Source organism: Klebsiella africana, from assembly GCF_020526085.1.
GTDB classification, from domain to species: domain Bacteria; phylum Pseudomonadota; class Gammaproteobacteria; order Enterobacterales; family Enterobacteriaceae; genus Klebsiella; species Klebsiella africana.
The window spans coordinates 172,310-188,650 of record NZ_CP084874.1 but is presented as its reverse complement, the minus strand read 5'-3'; the positions used below and the strand labels follow the sequence as shown (position 1 = coordinate 188,650).

The 16,341-nt window shown below is 58.9% G+C and carries 16 protein-coding genes; 9 read left to right on the top strand and 7 right to left on the bottom strand.

What is annotated here, in order from left to right:
* Positions 1 to 164: 164 nt before the first annotated feature.
* Positions 165 to 1,421: a valine--pyruvate transaminase gene (gene avtA, locus LGL98_RS00915; RefSeq protein WP_025714093.1), complete on the top strand. Its 1,257-nt coding sequence runs from the start codon at positions 165 to 167 to the stop codon at positions 1,419 to 1,421.
* A 42-nt stretch (positions 1,422 to 1,463) separates the two neighbouring features.
* Here avtA and LGL98_RS00910 read toward each other — a convergent pair whose 3' ends face one another.
* Both LGL98_RS00910 and yiaJ read right to left on the bottom strand, forming a co-directional pair.
* Positions 1,464 to 1,949 (bottom strand): 4Fe-4S dicluster domain-containing protein, encoded by a 486-nt coding sequence (locus LGL98_RS00910; protein ID WP_136033892.1) that lies wholly within the window; start codon positions 1,947 to 1,949, stop codon positions 1,464 to 1,466.
* A 109-nt stretch (positions 1,950 to 2,058) separates the two neighbouring features.
* Complete coding sequence (gene yiaJ, locus LGL98_RS00905; RefSeq protein ID WP_136033894.1) at positions 2,059 to 2,886, bottom strand: IclR family transcriptional regulator YiaJ; 828 nt, start codon at positions 2,884 to 2,886, stop codon at positions 2,059 to 2,061.
* A 218-nt stretch (positions 2,887 to 3,104) separates the two neighbouring features.
* Here yiaJ and yiaK point away from each other — a divergent pair, with 218 nt between their 5' ends.
* The 8 genes from yiaK (at position 3,105) to araD (ending at position 10,678) form a co-directional block, all read left to right on the top strand.
* A complete protein-coding gene (gene yiaK, locus LGL98_RS00900) occupies positions 3,105 to 4,103 on the top strand; it encodes a 3-dehydro-L-gulonate 2-dehydrogenase (RefSeq protein ID WP_136033896.1) in 999 nt (332 codons plus the stop codon).
* An 11-nt stretch (positions 4,104 to 4,114) separates the two neighbouring features.
* Positions 4,115 to 4,579: a YhcH/YjgK/YiaL family protein gene (locus LGL98_RS00895; protein ID WP_136033898.1), complete on the top strand. Its 465-nt coding sequence runs from the start codon at positions 4,115 to 4,117 to the stop codon at positions 4,577 to 4,579.
* 24 nt (positions 4,580 to 4,603) lie between these two features.
* Positions 4,604 to 5,533, top strand: coding sequence for a DUF4862 family protein (locus LGL98_RS00890; protein ID WP_136033900.1), 930 nt, complete (start codon positions 4,604 to 4,606; stop codon positions 5,531 to 5,533).
* A gap of 37 nt (positions 5,534 to 5,570) precedes the next feature.
* On the top strand, positions 5,571 to 6,890 hold the full coding sequence (locus LGL98_RS00885) for an MFS transporter (protein WP_136033902.1): 1,320 nt from the start codon (positions 5,571 to 5,573) through the stop codon (positions 6,888 to 6,890).
* 78 nt (positions 6,891 to 6,968) lie between these two features.
* Positions 6,969 to 8,474: an FGGY-family carbohydrate kinase gene (locus LGL98_RS00880; protein ID WP_136033904.1), complete on the top strand. Its 1,506-nt coding sequence runs from the start codon at positions 6,969 to 6,971 to the stop codon at positions 8,472 to 8,474.
* Positions 8,471 to 9,133: a 3-keto-L-gulonate-6-phosphate decarboxylase UlaD gene (ulaD, locus tag LGL98_RS00875; protein ID WP_136033906.1), complete on the top strand. Its 663-nt coding sequence runs from the start codon at positions 8,471 to 8,473 to the stop codon at positions 9,131 to 9,133. Before LGL98_RS00880 ends, ulaD begins: the two co-directional genes overlap by 4 nt.
* Positions 9,126 to 9,986 (top strand): L-ribulose-5-phosphate 3-epimerase, encoded by an 861-nt coding sequence (locus tag LGL98_RS00870; RefSeq protein ID WP_136033908.1) that lies wholly within the window; start codon positions 9,126 to 9,128, stop codon positions 9,984 to 9,986. Before ulaD ends, LGL98_RS00870 begins: the two co-directional genes overlap by 8 nt.
* Positions 9,980 to 10,678 carry an L-ribulose-5-phosphate 4-epimerase gene (gene araD, locus LGL98_RS00865; RefSeq protein WP_136033910.1) on the top strand — a complete coding sequence of 233 codons (699 nt, stop codon included), beginning with the start codon at positions 9,980 to 9,982 and terminating at the stop codon, positions 10,676 to 10,678. Before LGL98_RS00870 ends, araD begins: the two co-directional genes overlap by 7 nt.
* Positions 10,679 to 10,729: 51 nt before the next feature.
* Here the strand turns inward: araD and selB are convergent, their stop codons facing one another.
* From selB to LGL98_RS00840, 5 genes are all read right to left on the bottom strand, one after another.
* Positions 10,730 to 12,571 carry a selenocysteine-specific translation elongation factor gene (gene selB, locus LGL98_RS00860; RefSeq protein WP_136033913.1) on the bottom strand — a complete coding sequence of 614 codons (1,842 nt, stop codon included), beginning with the start codon at positions 12,569 to 12,571 and terminating at the stop codon, positions 10,730 to 10,732.
* Complete coding sequence (selA, locus tag LGL98_RS00855) at positions 12,568 to 13,956, bottom strand: L-seryl-tRNA(Sec) selenium transferase (protein WP_136033915.1); 1,389 nt, start codon at positions 13,954 to 13,956, stop codon at positions 12,568 to 12,570. Before selA ends, selB begins: the two co-directional genes overlap by 4 nt.
* A gap of 105 nt (positions 13,957 to 14,061) precedes the next feature.
* On the bottom strand, positions 14,062 to 14,670 hold the full coding sequence (locus LGL98_RS00850) for a glutathione S-transferase (RefSeq protein ID WP_136033917.1): 609 nt from the start codon (positions 14,668 to 14,670) through the stop codon (positions 14,062 to 14,064).
* 106 nt (positions 14,671 to 14,776) lie between these two features.
* Positions 14,777 to 15,913, bottom strand: coding sequence for an HlyD family secretion protein (locus LGL98_RS00845; protein WP_136033919.1), 1,137 nt, complete (start codon positions 15,911 to 15,913; stop codon positions 14,777 to 14,779).
* Positions 15,914 to 15,916: 3 nt separating this feature from the next.
* Positions 15,917 to 16,285, bottom strand: a complete 369-nt coding sequence (locus tag LGL98_RS00840) for a DUF3302 domain-containing protein (protein ID WP_136033921.1) — start codon at positions 16,283 to 16,285, stop codon at positions 15,917 to 15,919.
* Between the last annotated feature and the right edge of the window lie 56 nt (positions 16,286 to 16,341).

The window sequence follows — 16,341 nt, the reverse complement described above, 5'->3', positions numbered from 1 at the left end:
ACATATGGCTCTCCGCCCTGCGGGGAGCCATACAGAATAAAACGCTAATAAAATAATATTTAGCAGAATAAAAACGAAAACCCTCTCGTTTCCTTCGATTTGCACCATGCCAGCGCTGGCGTTATGGTTAGCCACTTTCCAGAACCACCGACAGACTATTCGCGATGACATTTTCCCTTTTCGGCGACAAATTCACCCGTCATTCAGGCATCACCCGCCTGATGGAAGACCTAAATGACGGTCTGCGCACGCCGGGCGCTATTATGCTGGGCGGCGGCAACCCCGCTCAGATCCCGGAAATGAATGACTACTTCCAGCAGCTGCTGTCCGACATGCTGGATAATGGCAAAGCCCTTGATGCGCTTTGTAATTATGATGGTCCACAGGGCAAAAGCGAGCTACTGAACCTGCTGGCGAACATGCTGCGCGACGAGCTGGGCTGGGAGATCGAACCACAGAATATTGCACTAACAAACGGCAGTCAGAGTGCATTTTTCTACTTATTTAACCTGTTTGCAGGCCGTCGGGCAGATGGCACCACGCGTAAGGTACTGTTCCCGCTGACGCCGGAATATATCGGTTACGCCGATGCCGGTCTGGAAGAGGATCTGTTCGTTGCCACCCGGCCGAACATCGAACTGCTGCCGGAAGGCCAGTTTAAGTACCACGTTGATTTTGAGCATCTGCAGGTGACGGAAGAGACCGGCATGATCTGCGTCTCGCGCCCCACCAATCCGACCGGCAACGTCATCACCGATGAAGAGCTGATCAAACTGGATGCGCTGGCGAATCAGCACGGGGTCCCGCTGGTGATTGATAACGCCTACGGTGTACCGTTCCCGGGCATTATCTTTAGCGACGCCAGACCGCTGTGGAATCCGAACATCGTGCTGTGTATGAGCCTGTCCAAGCTGGGCCTGCCGGGCAGCCGTTGCGGGATTATTATCGCCAACGAAAAAATCATCACCGCCATCAGCAATATGAACGGCATTATCAGCCTCGCCCCTGGCGGCATCGGGCCGGCAATGATGTGCGAAATGATTAAACGACAGGATCTGCTGCGCCTGTCAGAGACGGTGATCAAGCCCTTCTATTACCAGCGGGTGCAGGAAACCATCGCCATTATTCGCCGCTATCTGCCGGAGGAGCGCTGCCTGATCCACAAACCGGAGGGGGCCATTTTCCTCTGGCTGTGGTTTAAGGATCTGCCGGTCTCCACCGAGCTGCTGTATCAGCGGCTGAAAAAGCGCGGCGTGCTGATGGTGCCGGGGGATTACTTCTTCCCGGGTCTGGATAAGCCGTGGCCGCACACCCACCAGTGTATGCGCATGAACTATGTGCCAGACCCGCAAAAAATTGAGGCTGGGGTGAAAATTCTCGCCGAAGAGATTGAATTCGCCTGGCGCGAACAGGAAGCATAGCCTCTGACGCCGCGGGCGGGTAACGCCCGTCAGCGCCCCCACTCACGCCAGCGCCAGCCGCTGGCGTTTTTGCGCGCATAGCGCTTCCAGCTCTGCGGGAACCATCACCCGCAGCGCCTGCGTCGGGCAGGCGGCCACGCAGGCAGGTCCTTCAGCGCGGTGATGGCATAAATCGCATTTCAGCGCCTGCGCCTGCTGATTCACTACCGTGACGGTCATCGCGCCGTACGGGCAGGCCACCATGCAACTTTTGCAGCCGATGCAGCGCCGCTGGTCGACCCACCAGACGTCATTGTCGCGCTGAATCGCCCCTTGCGGGCAAACGCTGGCGCAGGGCGCATCCTCGCATTGCCGGCAGGCCGTCGCCGTCGATATGTCACCGCTTTTCACCACCCGGATACGCGGCGCGAAATGGTTCGTCGACAGGGCGGCGACATCCTGTGCCTGCTGGTGCGCGACCACGCAGGCCACTTCACAGGTACGACAGCCAATACACTGCTGGGCACTGGCAATAAGAAACCGGTTCATCCTCTGCTCCCTGGGGATAAAACCGCAGGGTGCCAGAATAGTCCCTGCCCGCGCTTTGATCCTGAATGGAATCAGCGCTGTTTTTTGTCAGATGATGAGGAAGATGTGGTCATTTGCCTGACGCTTCACGCACCGTGAAACCCAGCTCACGCGAAATTGCTTCGGCGGTCTCACGTAGCGGTTTTAACAAGTTCTTTTCACCTATCTGCTTGAGGCGCGAGGTCGACAGGGAAATAGAGATGGCGTAGGGCACGCGCTGGTGAATATCGAAAACTGGCACCGCCAGACAGGACACCCCCAGCTCATTCTCTTCCCGATCCATGGCCATGTTACGCTCACGGATCTGCGCCAGCTCATCATGCATGGCCGGTAAGCCGGTGATGGTGTTGCGGGTCAGCGGCTGAATAACATCCTGATGAGTATTCCAGTAATGCTCCACATAATCAGGATGGCCGAACGCCATATAAATCTTCCCCATCGCGGAGCAGTAGAGCGGCATATGCTGGCCAATGTAAGCGCGGGTACGCAGCATGCCGGTGGTCGGCTCAAGCTTGTAAATCAGGATCGCATGATCGTCTTCCCGACTGGAAAAGTTCACGGTTTCGCCCGTCGCCAGGTTAAGCGCTTCAAGGTGGGGAGCTGCCACATGGATGATATTCAGCGAGGAAAGCGCTTTCTGACCAACGGCGATGAACTTGGTGGTGAGCCGGTAGCTACCCGCCGCCGGAGCAGGTGTGACATATCCGCAGGACTGCAAGCCCTGCAGTAACCGATGGACGGTGCTTTTATTGAGCCCCGCCAGCTCTGACAGGTGCGCCAGCGGGCAACCGTTTGGATAGTTGCTCAGAATTTCAATCAACATCAGTCCACGGAACAGGCTCTGACTTCCTGCCGGCCGCTCTTTATCTTGCCCTGTCTCGCTCTCTTTCATCACCATCGCTTCCGCTCCCCCATTTCGTTGCGCTCTGATGGTAGCGCAAAGTGTGTGTCAGTTCACGATCTGAGATCAAAAAACATAATCCATTGATTTTTATTGTTTTTAAAAAACGCCCCTGCCGTTGATCTGGCCAATTTTGATCGTTATATTTGAAATCAGATTTCGCATTGTGAAATTTAACGATAAAAAAGCGATCAGAACACACCAGGGAAAAACGTATGAAAGTAACTTTTTCGCAGTTAAAAGAGGCCTTCAACCAGGTCCTGCTCAAACGCGGCGTGGCGGCGGAAACCGCCGAGGCCTGCGCGGACATGTTCGCCCGTACCACGGAATCTGGCGTCTATTCGCACGGCGTGAACCGCTTTCCCCGCTTTATCCAGCAACTGGACAACGGCGATATCATCCCGGAGGCCAAACCGCAGCGTATTACCAGCCTCGGCGCGATTGAACAGTGGGACGCCCAGCGGTCCATCGGCAATCTGACGGCGAAAAAGATGATGGACCGGGCCATTGAGCTGGCGTCCGATCACGGTATTGGGCTGGTGGCGCTGCGTAACGCCAACCACTGGATGCGCGGGGGCAGTTACGGCTGGCAGGCAGCGGAAAAAGGCTACATCGGCATCTGCTGGACCAACTCCATCGCCGTGATGCCACCGTGGGGCGCCAAAGAGTGCCGCATCGGCACCAACCCGCTGATCGTCGCCATCCCGTCCACACCGATCACCATGGTGGATATGTCGATGTCGATGTTCTCCTACGGCATGCTGGAGGTGAACCGCCTGGCGGGCCGCGAACTGCCGGTGGACGGCGGATTCGACGATGAAGGCAATCTGACCAAAGAACCGGGCGTGATTGAGAAAAATCGCCGCATTTTGCCGATGGGCTACTGGAAAGGCTCCGGCCTGTCGATCGTGCTGGATATGATCGCCACCCTGCTTTCCAATGGATCTTCTGTTGCCGAAGTCACTCAGGAAAATAGCGATGAATATGGCGTTTCGCAGATTTTCATCGCCATTGAGGTCGATAAGCTCATCGACGGCCCAACCCGCGATGCCAAGCTGCAGCGGATTATGGATTTCATCACCACCGCCGAACGCGCCGATGAAAACGTGGCGGTTCGTTTACCTGGCCATGAGTTTACCCGCCTGCTGGAAGAAAATCGTCGCAACGGTATCACCGTCGATGACAGCGTGTGGGCGAAAATTCAGGCGCTGTAAGGAGATAAACCATGATCTTTGGTCATATCACGCAGCCTAATCCGTGCCGTTTGCCTGCGGCAATTGAGCGAGCCCTGGATTTCCTGCGCAGTACCGATTTCAGCAAACTGGCCCCCGGCGTAGTGGAGATCGACGGCAAAAATATCTTCGCGCAGATTATCGACTTAACCACCCGCGACGTTGCCGAAAACCGTCCGGAAGTGCATCGCCGCTATCTGGATATTCAGTTTCTGGCCTGGGGCGAGGAGAAAATAGGTTTCGCTATTGATAACGGTAATAACGCCATCAGCGAATCGCTATTAGCGCAGCGCGATATTATTTTCTATCACGGCTGCGAAGATGAATCTTTCCTCGAAATGATGCCGGGAAGCTATGTCATATTTTTCCCGCAGGATGTTCATCGCCCGGGATGTCATAAATCGGCCGCCACGCCGATCAGGAAAATTGTGGTTAAAGTGGCCATCGACGCTTTATAAAAGCATTATTTTCAGGAGCACATTATGAAAAATAATACCGGTTATATTATCGGTGCGTATCCCTGTGCACCCTCTTTTCACCAGAAAAGTGAAGACGAAGAAAAAGCATTCTGGCGACAACTGGCTGATACCCCGGATATTCGCGGGCTGGAGCAGCCCTGTCTGGAACATCTTCACCCGCTGGGCGATGAGTGGTTATTACGCCACACGCCGGGAGAGTGGCAAATCGTCGTTACAGCGATTATGGAAACCATGCGCCGCCGCGGGGGTAACGGCGGCTTTGGCCTGGCCTCCAGCGACGAAGAACAGCGTAAAGCCTGCGTGGACTACTACCGCCACCTTTACCACAAAATCAATGCGATCAATGCGGTAAACGCCGGGAAAATCGTGGCGCTGGAACTCCAGGCCGCCCCCTGCGCCAGCAACCCTAACGTCGCCCAGGCTACCGATGCCTTTGCCCGTTCGCTGAAGGAGGTGGCCAGCTGGGACTGGTCGTGCGATCTGGTGCTGGAACATTGCGATGCCATGACCGGCGCCGCGCCGCGCAAGGGATTTCTGCCTTTGGACAACGTGCTGGAAGCTCTTGCCGGTTATGAGATCAGCGTTGCCATAAACTGGGCGCGCTCCGCGATTGAAGGCCAGGACACCACTCTGCCGCTGACCCATACCCGGCAGGTAAAACTGGCCGGTAAACTTGGCGCGTTAATGTTCTCTGGCACCACGCTCAATGGCGAATATGGTGAATGGCAGGATTTACACGCGCCCTTCTCTCCGTTCTGTGCACAAAGTTTAATGACCAGCGCGCATGCCCGCGAATTATTCGCCTGCGCGGGCAGCGCCCCCCTGAAATTTATTGGTATTAAATTGCTGGAAATTAATCAGGATGCGGACGTTAACCACCGCATAGCGATATTACGCGACGGCATCGCTGCCTTAAATAAAGCACAACAATAATAATAAAACAGAACACTTACTCTACGAGACTATAAATATGAATATGACCTCTCGACCAGGACTAAACGATGTCCCACGTCAGCGTTGGCTGCGAATTATTCCGCCAATTCTGATCGCCTGTATTATCTCTTATATGGACCGCGTCAATATTGCTTTTGCGATGCCGGGCGGTATGGATGCTGAACTGGGTATTTCCGCCACCATGGCGGGACTGGCCGGCGGTATTTTCTTTATTGGTTATCTGTTTTTACAGGTACCTGGCGGCAAGATTGCCGTTCACGGTAGCGGCAAGAAGTTTATTGGCTGGTCGCTGGTCGCCTGGGCGGTGATCTCCGTCCTGACGGGATTAATCACCAACCAGTATCAGCTGCTGGTGCTGCGCTTCCTGCTGGGGGTGGCGGAAGGCGGGATGTTGCCGGTGGTGCTGACCATGATCAGCAACTGGTTCCCGGACGCCGAACGCGGACGCGCCAACGCCATTGTCATTATGTTTGTCCCCATCGCCGGGATCATCACCGCCCCGCTTTCCGGTTGGATCATCACCGTTCTCGACTGGCGCTGGCTGTTTATTATTGAAGGGTTGCTCTCGGTGCTCGTTCTGCTGCTCTGGGCCTATACCGTCTATGACCGCCCGCAGGAGGCGCGCTGGATCTCCGATGCCGAAAAGCACTATCTGGTGGAAACACTGGCCGCCGAGCAAAAGGCGATTGCCGGCACCGAGGTGAAAAATGCCTCTCTCGGCGCGGTGCTTTCCGATAAAACCATGTGGCAGCTTATCGCGCTGAACTTCTTCTATCAGACCGGGATTTACGGCTACACCCTGTGGCTGCCCACCATCCTCAAGGAGCTGACCCACAGCAGCATGGGCCAGGTCGGAGTCCTCGCCATTCTGCCCTACGTTGGCGCCATTGCCGGGATGTTCCTGTTCTCTTCCCTCTCGGATCGTACCGGCAAACGCAAGCTGTTTGTCTGTCTGCCGCTGATTGGCTTTGCCCTGTGCATGTTCCTGTCGGTGGCGTTGAAGAGCCAGATCTGGCTGGCCTACGCCGCGCTGGTTGGCTGCGGATTCTTCCTGCAGTCGGCGGCGGGCGTGTTCTGGACCATTCCGGCGCGCCTGTTCAGCGCTGAAATGGCCGGCGGCGCACGCGGGGTCATCAACGCCCTCGGTAACCTCGGCGGTTTCTGCGGTCCCTACGCGGTGGGCGTACTGATCACCCTCTACAGCAAAGATGCGGGCGTGTATTGCCTGGCCATCTCCCTGGCGCTGGCCGCGCTGATGGCTCTGCTGCTGCCGGCGAAATGCGATGCCGGCGCCACCCCCGTCAATACGGTGAACCCGCGGAAGCACGCCGCGTAATAAAGCGCCTGGCCTGTGGGGCATCCTCCCACAGGCCGGCTAAGCGCAGCGCCATCCGGCAACATTGAGAGATGAAAAATGAGTGAGAAAGCACGCTTCTGGCTGGGCATCGATTGCGGCGGAACGTATCTGAAAGCGGGATTATATGACGCGCAAGGCCGTGAACACGGCATAAACCGGCAATCGCTGCAGACGCTATCGCCCTTGCCGGGTTACGCCGAACGCGACATGGACCAGCTCTGGCAGCAATGCGCCGCCACCATCGCCGGGCTGCTACAACGTACCGGTATCCACGGTGAACAAATTAAAGGCGTGGGCATCTCTGCTCAGGGCAAGGGGCTGTTCCTGCTTGATAAACAGGATCGCCCGCTGGGCCATGCCATGCTCTCTTCCGACCGCCGGGCGCTGGCGATCGTCCAGCGCTGGCAGCAGGACGGGATCCCGGAAAAACTCTATCCCGTCACCCGCCAGACCCTGTGGACCGGACATCCGGCCTCGCTGCTGCGTTGGGTGAAAGAGCATGAACCACAGCGCTACGCGCAAATTGGCTGCGTGATGATGGGCCATGACTATCTGCGCTGGTGCTTAACCGGCGTGAAAGGGTGCGAAGAGAGCAACATCTCCGAGTCCAATCTCTACAACATGACCAGCGGCCAGTACGATCCACGCCTTTCTCAATGGCTGGGGATCAGCGAAATTGACAGTGCGCTGCCGCCTGTCGTCGGTTCAGCAGAAAAAGGCGGGGAGATCACCCCTCAGGCAGCCGCCATCACCGGTCTGGCGGCGGGAACCCCCGTCGTCGGCGGCCTGTTTGATGTGGTCTCCACCGCACTCTGCGCCGGTATCGAAGATGAATACACGCTCAACGCGGTGATGGGCACCTGGGCCGTCACCAGCGGGATCACCCACGGCCTGCGCGACCATGAAGCACACCCTTACGTCTACGGCCGCTACGTCAACGACGGGCAGTACATCGTTCACGAAGCCAGCCCTACCTCATCGGGTAACCTCGAATGGTTCGCTGCCCAGTGGGGTGAACTCTCTTTTGACGAGATCAATCAGGCCATCGCCAGCCTGCCGAAGGCCGGTAGCGGCCTCTTTTTTCTGCCATTTCTCTACGGCAGCAACGCCGGGCTGGAGATGACCTCCGGCTTCTATGGCATGCAGGCGCTCCACACCCGCGCGCATCTGCTGCAGGCGATCTATGAGGGTGTGGTGTTCAGCCACATGACCCACCTCAACCGCATGCGCGAACGCTTTACCCACGTGCAGGCCCTGCGCGTCACCGGCGGCCCGGCGCACTCTGACGTCTGGATGCAGATGCTGGCGGACGTCAGCGGCCTGCGCGTCGAGCTGCCGCAGGTTGAGGAGACCGGCTGCTTTGGCGCCGCGCTCGCCGCCCGCGTCGGCACCGGCGTCTATCGCGATTTCAACGATGCCTGCCGCCACCTTCAGCACCCGGTGCGCACGCTGCTGCCTGACATGAGCGCCCACGCGCGCTACCAGCGCAAATATCACCATTACCAGAATCTGATTGAAGCACTACAGGGCTACCACGCCCGCATTAAGGAGCATGCATTATGAGCCGACCATTACTGCAACTGGCGCTCGACCACACCAGCCTGGAAGCGGCCAGCCGCGATGTCGCCCTGTTACAGGACCATGTCGATATCGTTGAAGCCGGCACCATACTCTGTTTAACCGAAGGCCTCAGTGCGGTGAAAGCCCTGCGCGCCCAGTGTCCGGATAAAATCATCGTTGCCGACTGGAAGGTCGCCGATGCGGGAGAAACGCTGGCCCAGCAGGCCTTTGCCGCCGGCGCTAACTGGATGACCATCATCTGCGCTGCGCCGCTCGCCACCGTTGAGAAGGGCCACGCCGTCGCGCAGGACTGCGGCGGAGAAATTCAGATCGAGCTGTTCGGCAACTGGACGCTGGATGACGCCCGTTCCTGGTACCGCACTGGCGTCCGTCAGGCGATTTACCATCGCGGCCGCGACGCCCAGGCCAGCGGACAACAGTGGAGTGACGCCGATCTGGCGCGGATGAAAGCGCTCTCTGATATCGGCCTTCAGCTGTCGATCACCGGCGGCATCACCCCGGCCGATCTGCCCTTGTTCAAAGATATTCAGGTGAAAGCGTTTATTGCCGGACGCGCGCTGGCCGGAGCACCGCAACCGGCGCAGGTCGCCGCGGCGTTTCATGCACAGATCGACGCTATCTGGGGAGATAAGCATGCGTAACCATCCGTTAGGGATCTATGAGAAGGCACTGGCGAAAGATCTCAGCTGGCCGGAGCGGCTGGTGCTGGCGAAAAGCTGCGGCTTTGATTTCGTCGAGATGTCGGTGGATGAGACCGACGAGCGGCTGTCGCGTCTCGACTGGAGCCCGGCGCAGCGCGCCTCGCTGGTCACCGCTATGCTGGAAACCGGGGTGGCGATTCCGTCGATGTGCCTCTCTGCGCATCGCCGTTTCCCGTTTGGCAGCCGCGATGCGGCCGTGCGCCAGCGGGCGCGAGAGATCATGACCAAAGCCATTCAGCTGGCTCGCGATCTCGGCATTCGCACCATTCAGCTGGCAGGCTATGACGTCTACTACGAAGAACACGATGACGGCACGCAGCAACGCTTTGCCGAAGGGCTGGCGTGGGCGGTGGAACAGGCCGCCGCGGCGCAGGTGATGCTGGCGGTGGAGATCATGGATACCGCTTTTATGAACTCCATCAGCAAATGGAAAAAGTGGGATGAGATGCTCGCCTCGCCGTGGTTCTCAGTCTACCCGGACGTGGGCAACCTTAGCGCCTGGGGAAACGACGTCACCGCCGAGCTGAAGCTGGGTATCGATCGCATCGCCGCCATTCACTTAAAAGATACCCAGCCGGTGACCGCGCAAAGCCCTGGCCAGTTCCGCGACGTACCGTTTGGCGAAGGCTGTGTGGATTTTGTCGGCATCTTCAAAACGCTGCATGAGCTGAACTATCGCGGCGCATTCCTGATTGAAATGTGGACGGAAAAAGCCAAAGAACCGGTACTGGAAATTATCGAGGCCCGACGCTGGATAGAAGCGCGGATGCAGGAAGGAGGATTCGCATGTTAGAACAGTTAAAAGCCGAGGTGCTGGCGGCCAACCTGGCGCTTCCGGCGCACCAGTTAGTGACGTTTACCTGGGGCAACGTCAGCGCGGTTGATGACACGCGCACGCTGATGGTGATCAAACCTTCCGGCGTGGAATACGACGTGATGACCGCCGAGGATATGGTGGTGGTCGAGATCGCCAGCGGCAAGGTGGTGGCCGGCGGCAAAAAACCGTCATCGGATACCCCGACCCATCTGGCGCTTTACCGCCGCTATCCACAGATCGGCGGGATCGTGCATACCCACTCCCGCCACGCCACGATCTGGTCGCAGGCGGGCCTCGATCTACCCGCCTGGGGCACCACCCACGCCGACTACTTCTATGGCGCGATCCCCTGTACCCGCCTGATGACCGAAGAGGAAATTAACGGGGAATATGAGTATCAGACCGGTGAAGTGATTATTCAGACCTTTGAAGAACGACGCCTCGATCCAGCACAGGTTCCGGCGGTACTTGTCCATTCGCACGGTCCGTTCGCCTGGGGAAAAGACGCCGCCGACGCCGTACATAACGCCGTGGTGCTGGAGGAGTGCGCGTATATGGGGCTGTTCTCGCGCCAGCTCGCGCCGCAGTTGCCGGAGATGCAGTCGGTATTGCTGGATAAACACTATTTGCGCAAGCACGGCGCCAACGCCTATTACGGGCAAAACTGACGCCAACCACCTCTCTTCCCCGGCAGGACGCCGGGGAGCTGGCGTTAATGATTACAGAAACAATGCCTTATCGCGCAGGATATGATCGTTGCCGCGACGGCGGGTGAAGCCAATCCGATCGAAATACTCCAGGATCTGAATCGCCAGCTTCCGCCCGACGTTTAAGGTATCGCGGAAATCCGCGGCGCAGGTTGATCCGCGCAGTTGATCCAGCTCGCGCACCCGCTGGGCGAACTGCACAATGCGATCGTTGCGGTAGTAACGATCCTTGACGATCGCGGTTATCATCCCCTGCTGCGCGGCCTGACGCAGCACCGCGCGCATCAGCGACTCTTCAACATGGACTTCGCGCGCAAGATCGCGCACCCACCAGGGGTCATCGCCGAACAGGGTCTCCACCTTCTGCCAGACCGCCTGCTGCTCGTCGGTAAATCCGGCTTTATGCTCCGGCAAATGCAGCCAGCCGTGGTGGCTGTGGACTAAGCCGCTCTCGCGCATCTGCTCAATCAGCAGCGGCACCAGCGCTTCATCTTCCATCGGCAGCGCGATGCGGCGCAGGCGCTCCCGGCCTGGACCGGGCTCGTCGCGATGCTGCTCATGGTAGCGTGCCAGGGCATCCAGCAATTTTCGCTGCCAGCGGGCGGCAAGCGGCGCGCTGAGCAGGCGCTGTCCGGCCTGCAGATAGTCCGGTCGCTGGATCAAAGCCGTCATTCCGGCTTCGCTGAGCTGCCGCGCCCAGGCGAAGCGCTCAAGGCGGACGGCGTCCCGCTGCAGATGCAGCTCCAGCGCCTGCGCGTCGTCAGCGCCAGCTGCCGCCAGGGCGTGCAGCCACTGCAGATATTCCGGTTTCCGTTTGCCGCGACGCGGGGGATCCAGCGTCACCACCCGTGCGCCGGCCAGCGTCAAGCGAGCGGAGATATCGCGGAGCACCAGCCGGTCGTTATCCGCCAGCCACAGCGGGGTATCCAGCACCAGCTCCGCCAGGTTGCCCTCAAGGAGCGACACCCGGCCAGTAATGTGGCTGGCAGCGTGGTGAATATGCAGCGGCTGCCACTGGCTGAGCGGCGTATGGCACTGTAGCTCGACAATCACCCGCTCTGCGGCCTCCGGCGGCGGTGAGGAGAGCAGCCAGTCGCCACGGTGCACGGCCTCTTTTTGCGCATCGCCGACAATATTTAGCGCAATGCGCTGCCCGGCGTGCGCCTGCTCAACCGCTTGATTCTGGGCATGCAGACCGCGGACGCGCATCGGCGTGTTCACGCCGGTGAGCCACAGGGTATCCCCGACCCGTACTTCGCCGGAGAGCGCCGTCCCGGTGACCACCAGCCCCGCCCCCTTGACGGTAAAAGCGCGGTCCAGCGCCAGGCGAAACCGCTGCTGCTGCGGGTGGGAACGCTCCGCAAGCTGCAGCAGATGGCTGCGCAGTTCGGCAATACCGATATTTTCCGGTGCCGCGGTGGGAAAGAAAGCGACGGCGTCAAAGCCCAGCTCGCGCAGGGTCTGCTCGACCTCTGCCTGAACTTCCGCCACCCTGGCGGCCGCCACGCGGTCCGTTTTAGTGAGCGCCACGGTCAGCGTCGGCTTTCCGGTCAGCTGCAGGATCGCCAGGTGTTCGCGGGTTTGCGCCATCACCCCGTCATCGCAGGCCACCACCAGCAGCGCATGGTCGATCCCACCCACCCCCGCCAGCATGTTGGACAAAAACTTTTCGTGCCCGGGAACGTCAATAAATCCCAGCACCCGCCCGTCCGGCTGCGGCCAGTAGGCATAGCCGAGATCGATCGTCATTCCCCGCGCTTTCTCTTCCGGCAGACGATCGGCATTCACGCCGGTTATCGCCTGCAGCAGCGTCGTTTTGCCGTGGTCAACATGTCCAGCGGTGGCAATAATCATCGTAACAACATCTCCATAAACCGGGTTTCATCTTCCAGACAGCGCAAGTCCAGCCAGAGCCGACCGTCATAAATGCGGCCAATCACCGGACACGGCAGCGCGCGCCAGCAGGCCGCCAGCGCCTCCAGCCGGCTGCCGCGGCCGTCATGCGGGGTAAAGGTCAACGCCGCGCTGGGCAGGCGGTCGACGGGTAACGAGCCGCTGCCAATCTGCGACTGACAGGCTGCCACGCTGACGGCAAAATCAGCATAGTGTGCCGCCAGGGCAGGCTGCAGACGTTCAGCCAGCCGGCGGATCTCCTCCGCCGGACGGGTGAGCAGGCGCAGCGTCGGCAATTTCTCCCTCAGCGCCTCCGGGTGCTGATAGAGGCGCAGCGTGGCTTCCAGCGCCGCGAGGGTCATTTTATCCGCGCGCAGGGCCCGCTTCAGCGGGTGGCTTTGCAGCTGGGCAATAAGCGTACGTTTGCCGACAATAATCCCGGCCTGCGGGCCGCCGAGCAGCTTGTCGCCGGAGAAACTGACCAGGCTCACCCCGGCGGCAATCATCTCCTGCGGCATCGGCTCCTTTGGCAGGCCATACTGACTGAGATCCACCAGCGACCCGCTGCCCAGGTCGGCCACTACCGGGACGTCCAGTTCGCGGCCAATGGCCGCCAGCTCCGCTTCGTCGACGGCTTTGGTAAAGCCTTCAATGCTGTAGTTGCTGGTGTGAACCTTCATCAGCAGCGCAGTATTGTCATTCACCGCCTGGCGATAATCTTTAGCATGGGTGCGGTTGGTGGTGCCCACTTCGTGCAGCTGACAACCCGCCTGGCGCATCACGTCGGGGATGCGAAATGCCCCGCCGATCTCCACCAGTTCGCCGCGGGAGACCACCACTTCGCGGCCGCTGGCGGTGGCCGCCAGCATCAACAGAACGGCCGCCGCGTTGTTGTTCACAATGCAGGCATCTTCCGCGCCGGTGATCTGGCACAGCAGATCGGCAATGGCGCGATCGCGATGGCCACGCCCGGCGTCGTCGAGATCATATTCGAGGGTCACCGGCGTGCGCATCGCACTGGCAACTGCCTCCACGGCCGACTCTGCCTGGATGGCGCGTCCCAGATTAGTATGCAATACCGTACCGGTGAGATTAAACACCGGACGCAGGGCGCTCTGCCGACTGGCGGTCAGCCGCTGCGCGCAGGCGTTCAGCCAGTCATGGCTCCAGTCCGGCAGCGTCTGATGCTGGCGGATTTGCTCCCGCGCCTCATCGAGCATCTGGCGCAGTTGCGCCACTACCTGCGAATGGCCGTGCTGCGCCAGCAGAGAGGAAAAAGCGGGGTCGCGTAGTAAGCGGTCAATGGCCGGAAGCCGGGTATAAAGCGCACGAATTTCGGTAGTCATGAATGGGCCTGGCGGTAAGTTATTTTCCCCCCTCCCGACGGGAGAGGGAGTCAACAATCAGCGGCGATTGTAACGCCTCCTTGCACAAACTGTTACCTGCCTGGGTCAAGTCCGCGGCGGTTCGGTACGCGCAAAGCTGGCGCGCTGGAACAGGGCATCCACCAGCTTTACCAGCTGCGGCCGGGTGGCGCACCAGCCGGGCGCTACCCGGCGAAAGTTCAGGTAGGCAATGGCGCAGGCCGTGGAAATGGTCGCCAGATTGACCTCGTCGCCGCGCAGCGTTCCGTCTGCCGCGCAGGCTTCCAGCCTGTCGAGACCGCGAGCCACTTTCTCCCGCTGACGAAGCAGCTCTTGCTCTGACTGCTGCGCGCCCGGGCGGGCTTTTTCGCGCACCAGCGCCTGGGCGGCCTCCATCACCCCATCCGCCAGCGCTTCAAGCTGACGCATCCTGAGAGCGGCTCTGGGATCGGAGGGGATCATCGGCGGCGCCACGCCCAGCAGCTCCAGATACTGGGCGATGACCGGAGAATCAAACCAGCACTCACCGTCGTCCGTCACCAGCGCCGGCACTTTGCCCAGCGGGTTATAGCGCGCCACATCGTTGCTTTCGCTGTAAGGGGATTCGTTGACAAACTCAAAAGGGATGCGCTTTTCCAGCAGGATCACGGAGATTTTGCGCACAAAGGGACTGGTGTAGCTGCCGATCAGTTTCATAGCCTGCTCCTTATCGCCAACAAATTATCGTCAACAAAGATATGAGTATGGCTCAGGGCAGGGCAAAAGGCAGGTGAGCATCCCGCTCAACCTGCCGCCGATCGCATTAATGATCGAGATAGAGGTAGTGCATCCAGCTGGTCATCCGCAGCAGCACTTTACGCATCACCGAGACGTGGGTGAAATGGTCTGAGTAGACCGCCACCTGCGCATAGATGCCATCAGGTAGCGCATCAATTTCGGCATTAGGATCAAGCTCGATGGTCGCCAGCACGCCATCGCTGCCCGGCGTGACGGTTAGCGACTGCAACGCCCCTTGCGCCTGATAACTTCCCCCCGGCACCACCGGTAAAATGCTCACCAGTTTGCCGTGGAACACCTGCCCTGGCAGAGCATTGAACACCGCTTCCGCGTCATCGCCTTTCTCCAGCCTTAACAGGGAATTTTGCCGAAACTGGGCGACGATCAGCCGCTTTTGCTCCGGAATAAATACCATCACCGGGCGCAGCGGTAATGAGGCGGCGTACGTCCCCGGACGGATCAACACCTGGGTGATATACCCATCGCTGGGCGCCCGTACGGTGGTCTGGTCGAGATTGTATTTTGCCTCAGCCAGCTGGGCGCGCAGGCTCACCACCTGAGACTGCTCGCCATTGATCATACTGTCCAGCTGGCTCTGGATCTGCGCCTGCTCCGCTACCGACGCCTTGACCAGCGCATCCTGGGCAAGGTAATTCTGCCTGGCGTTATCGATGTCGCTTTCCGAGAACGGGTTCACTCGCGCCTGGCTGCCTTTCAGGTAACGCTGATAGTCCTTGTATAAACGATCGCGTTCCGCCGACACGCGGGTGGTGTTGGCCTGGGCTTCAGAGAGCTGTGCTTTGAGGGTGTTAATACTGTGCAGCGCCGTCACCAGGTCGGCCTGCAGGCGGTCAACCCGCGCCTGATAGCGCGCCGGGTCAATAGTAAAAAGCATATCGCCCTTTTTGACGCGCTGATTCGCTTTGTCAGTGACGCTGTTCACCACCCCGGTAACCTGCGGCGTAATAGGAATAGATATCACCGCCTTTTGCGCCAGAAACGTATACGGGTGGTTATAGTTCATTAATAAAATAAGCGCGCTAACAATAAATACGCCACCCAGCGCGGCGGTGGGTACTGTCCATTTATTTACTGGTATCTTAAAGATTTTAAATATCGACCAGGCTATCGCGACGTAGGTCAAAATAATTAACAGATCCATAGATTATTTCTCCGCCGTAGAGGAGGGATCTGGCCGCTGGATAGCCGCCATCTGGTGTTCGAGATCGCTGAGTCGTTGGCGAAGTTGCTGTATATCTGGATCTTTTCCGGTTTCGCCTGCGTCCATGTTCGCCTTATGCTGCATGCCCCAGCCGCGCTCAGGCTGGTACAATGTGGCCCAAATCCATAAAAACGGCCAGATGACGTGGAGCGTAAAAAGACTCACCCATCCGGCAACATGAATAGCATCGGCATGGGGATGGTTGCGTTTTTTAGCAATCATATAGGGAATATCGTGAATAATGATAATCCCATAAAAAATGACCAGGAATACGAAGATCAGAACGCCCAGCGCAAAATAATTGAGAAACATAATTCCCTCGGCTTTACGCTAATCACTTATATGATTTTATTCACAACCCGCTGATA

Coding starts and splice junctions, on each gene's coding strand:
- yiaK (WP_136033896.1), top strand. CDS start 3,105: ATGAAAGTAACTTTTTCGCAGTTAAAAGAGGCCTTCAACCAGGTCCTG.
- ulaD (WP_136033906.1), top strand. CDS start 8,471: ATGAGCCGACCATTACTGCAACTGGCGCTCGACCACACCAGCCTGGAA.
- LGL98_RS00840 (WP_136033921.1), bottom strand. CDS start 16,285: ATGTTTCTCAATTATTTTGCGCTGGGCGTTCTGATCTTCGTATTCCTG.
- yiaJ (WP_136033894.1), bottom strand. CDS start 2,886: ATGGTGATGAAAGAGAGCGAGACAGGGCAAGATAAAGAGCGGCCGGCA.
- avtA (WP_025714093.1), top strand. CDS start 165: ATGACATTTTCCCTTTTCGGCGACAAATTCACCCGTCATTCAGGCATC.
- LGL98_RS00890 (WP_136033900.1), top strand. CDS start 4,604: ATGAAAAATAATACCGGTTATATTATCGGTGCGTATCCCTGTGCACCC.
- selB (WP_136033913.1), bottom strand. CDS start 12,571: ATGATTATTGCCACCGCTGGACATGTTGACCACGGCAAAACGACGCTG.
- araD (WP_136033910.1), top strand. CDS start 9,980: ATGTTAGAACAGTTAAAAGCCGAGGTGCTGGCGGCCAACCTGGCGCTT.
- LGL98_RS00895 (WP_136033898.1), top strand. CDS start 4,115: ATGATCTTTGGTCATATCACGCAGCCTAATCCGTGCCGTTTGCCTGCG.
- LGL98_RS00850 (WP_136033917.1), bottom strand. CDS start 14,670: ATGAAACTGATCGGCAGCTACACCAGTCCCTTTGTGCGCAAAATCTCC.
- LGL98_RS00880 (WP_136033904.1), top strand. CDS start 6,969: ATGAGTGAGAAAGCACGCTTCTGGCTGGGCATCGATTGCGGCGGAACG.
- selA (WP_136033915.1), bottom strand. CDS start 13,956: ATGACTACCGAAATTCGTGCGCTTTATACCCGGCTTCCGGCCATTGAC.
- LGL98_RS00885 (WP_136033902.1), top strand. CDS start 5,571: ATGAATATGACCTCTCGACCAGGACTAAACGATGTCCCACGTCAGCGT.
- LGL98_RS00845 (WP_136033919.1), bottom strand. CDS start 15,913: ATGGATCTGTTAATTATTTTGACCTACGTCGCGATAGCCTGGTCGATA.
- LGL98_RS00910 (WP_136033892.1), bottom strand. CDS start 1,949: ATGAACCGGTTTCTTATTGCCAGTGCCCAGCAGTGTATTGGCTGTCGT.
- LGL98_RS00870 (WP_136033908.1), top strand. CDS start 9,126: ATGCGTAACCATCCGTTAGGGATCTATGAGAAGGCACTGGCGAAAGAT.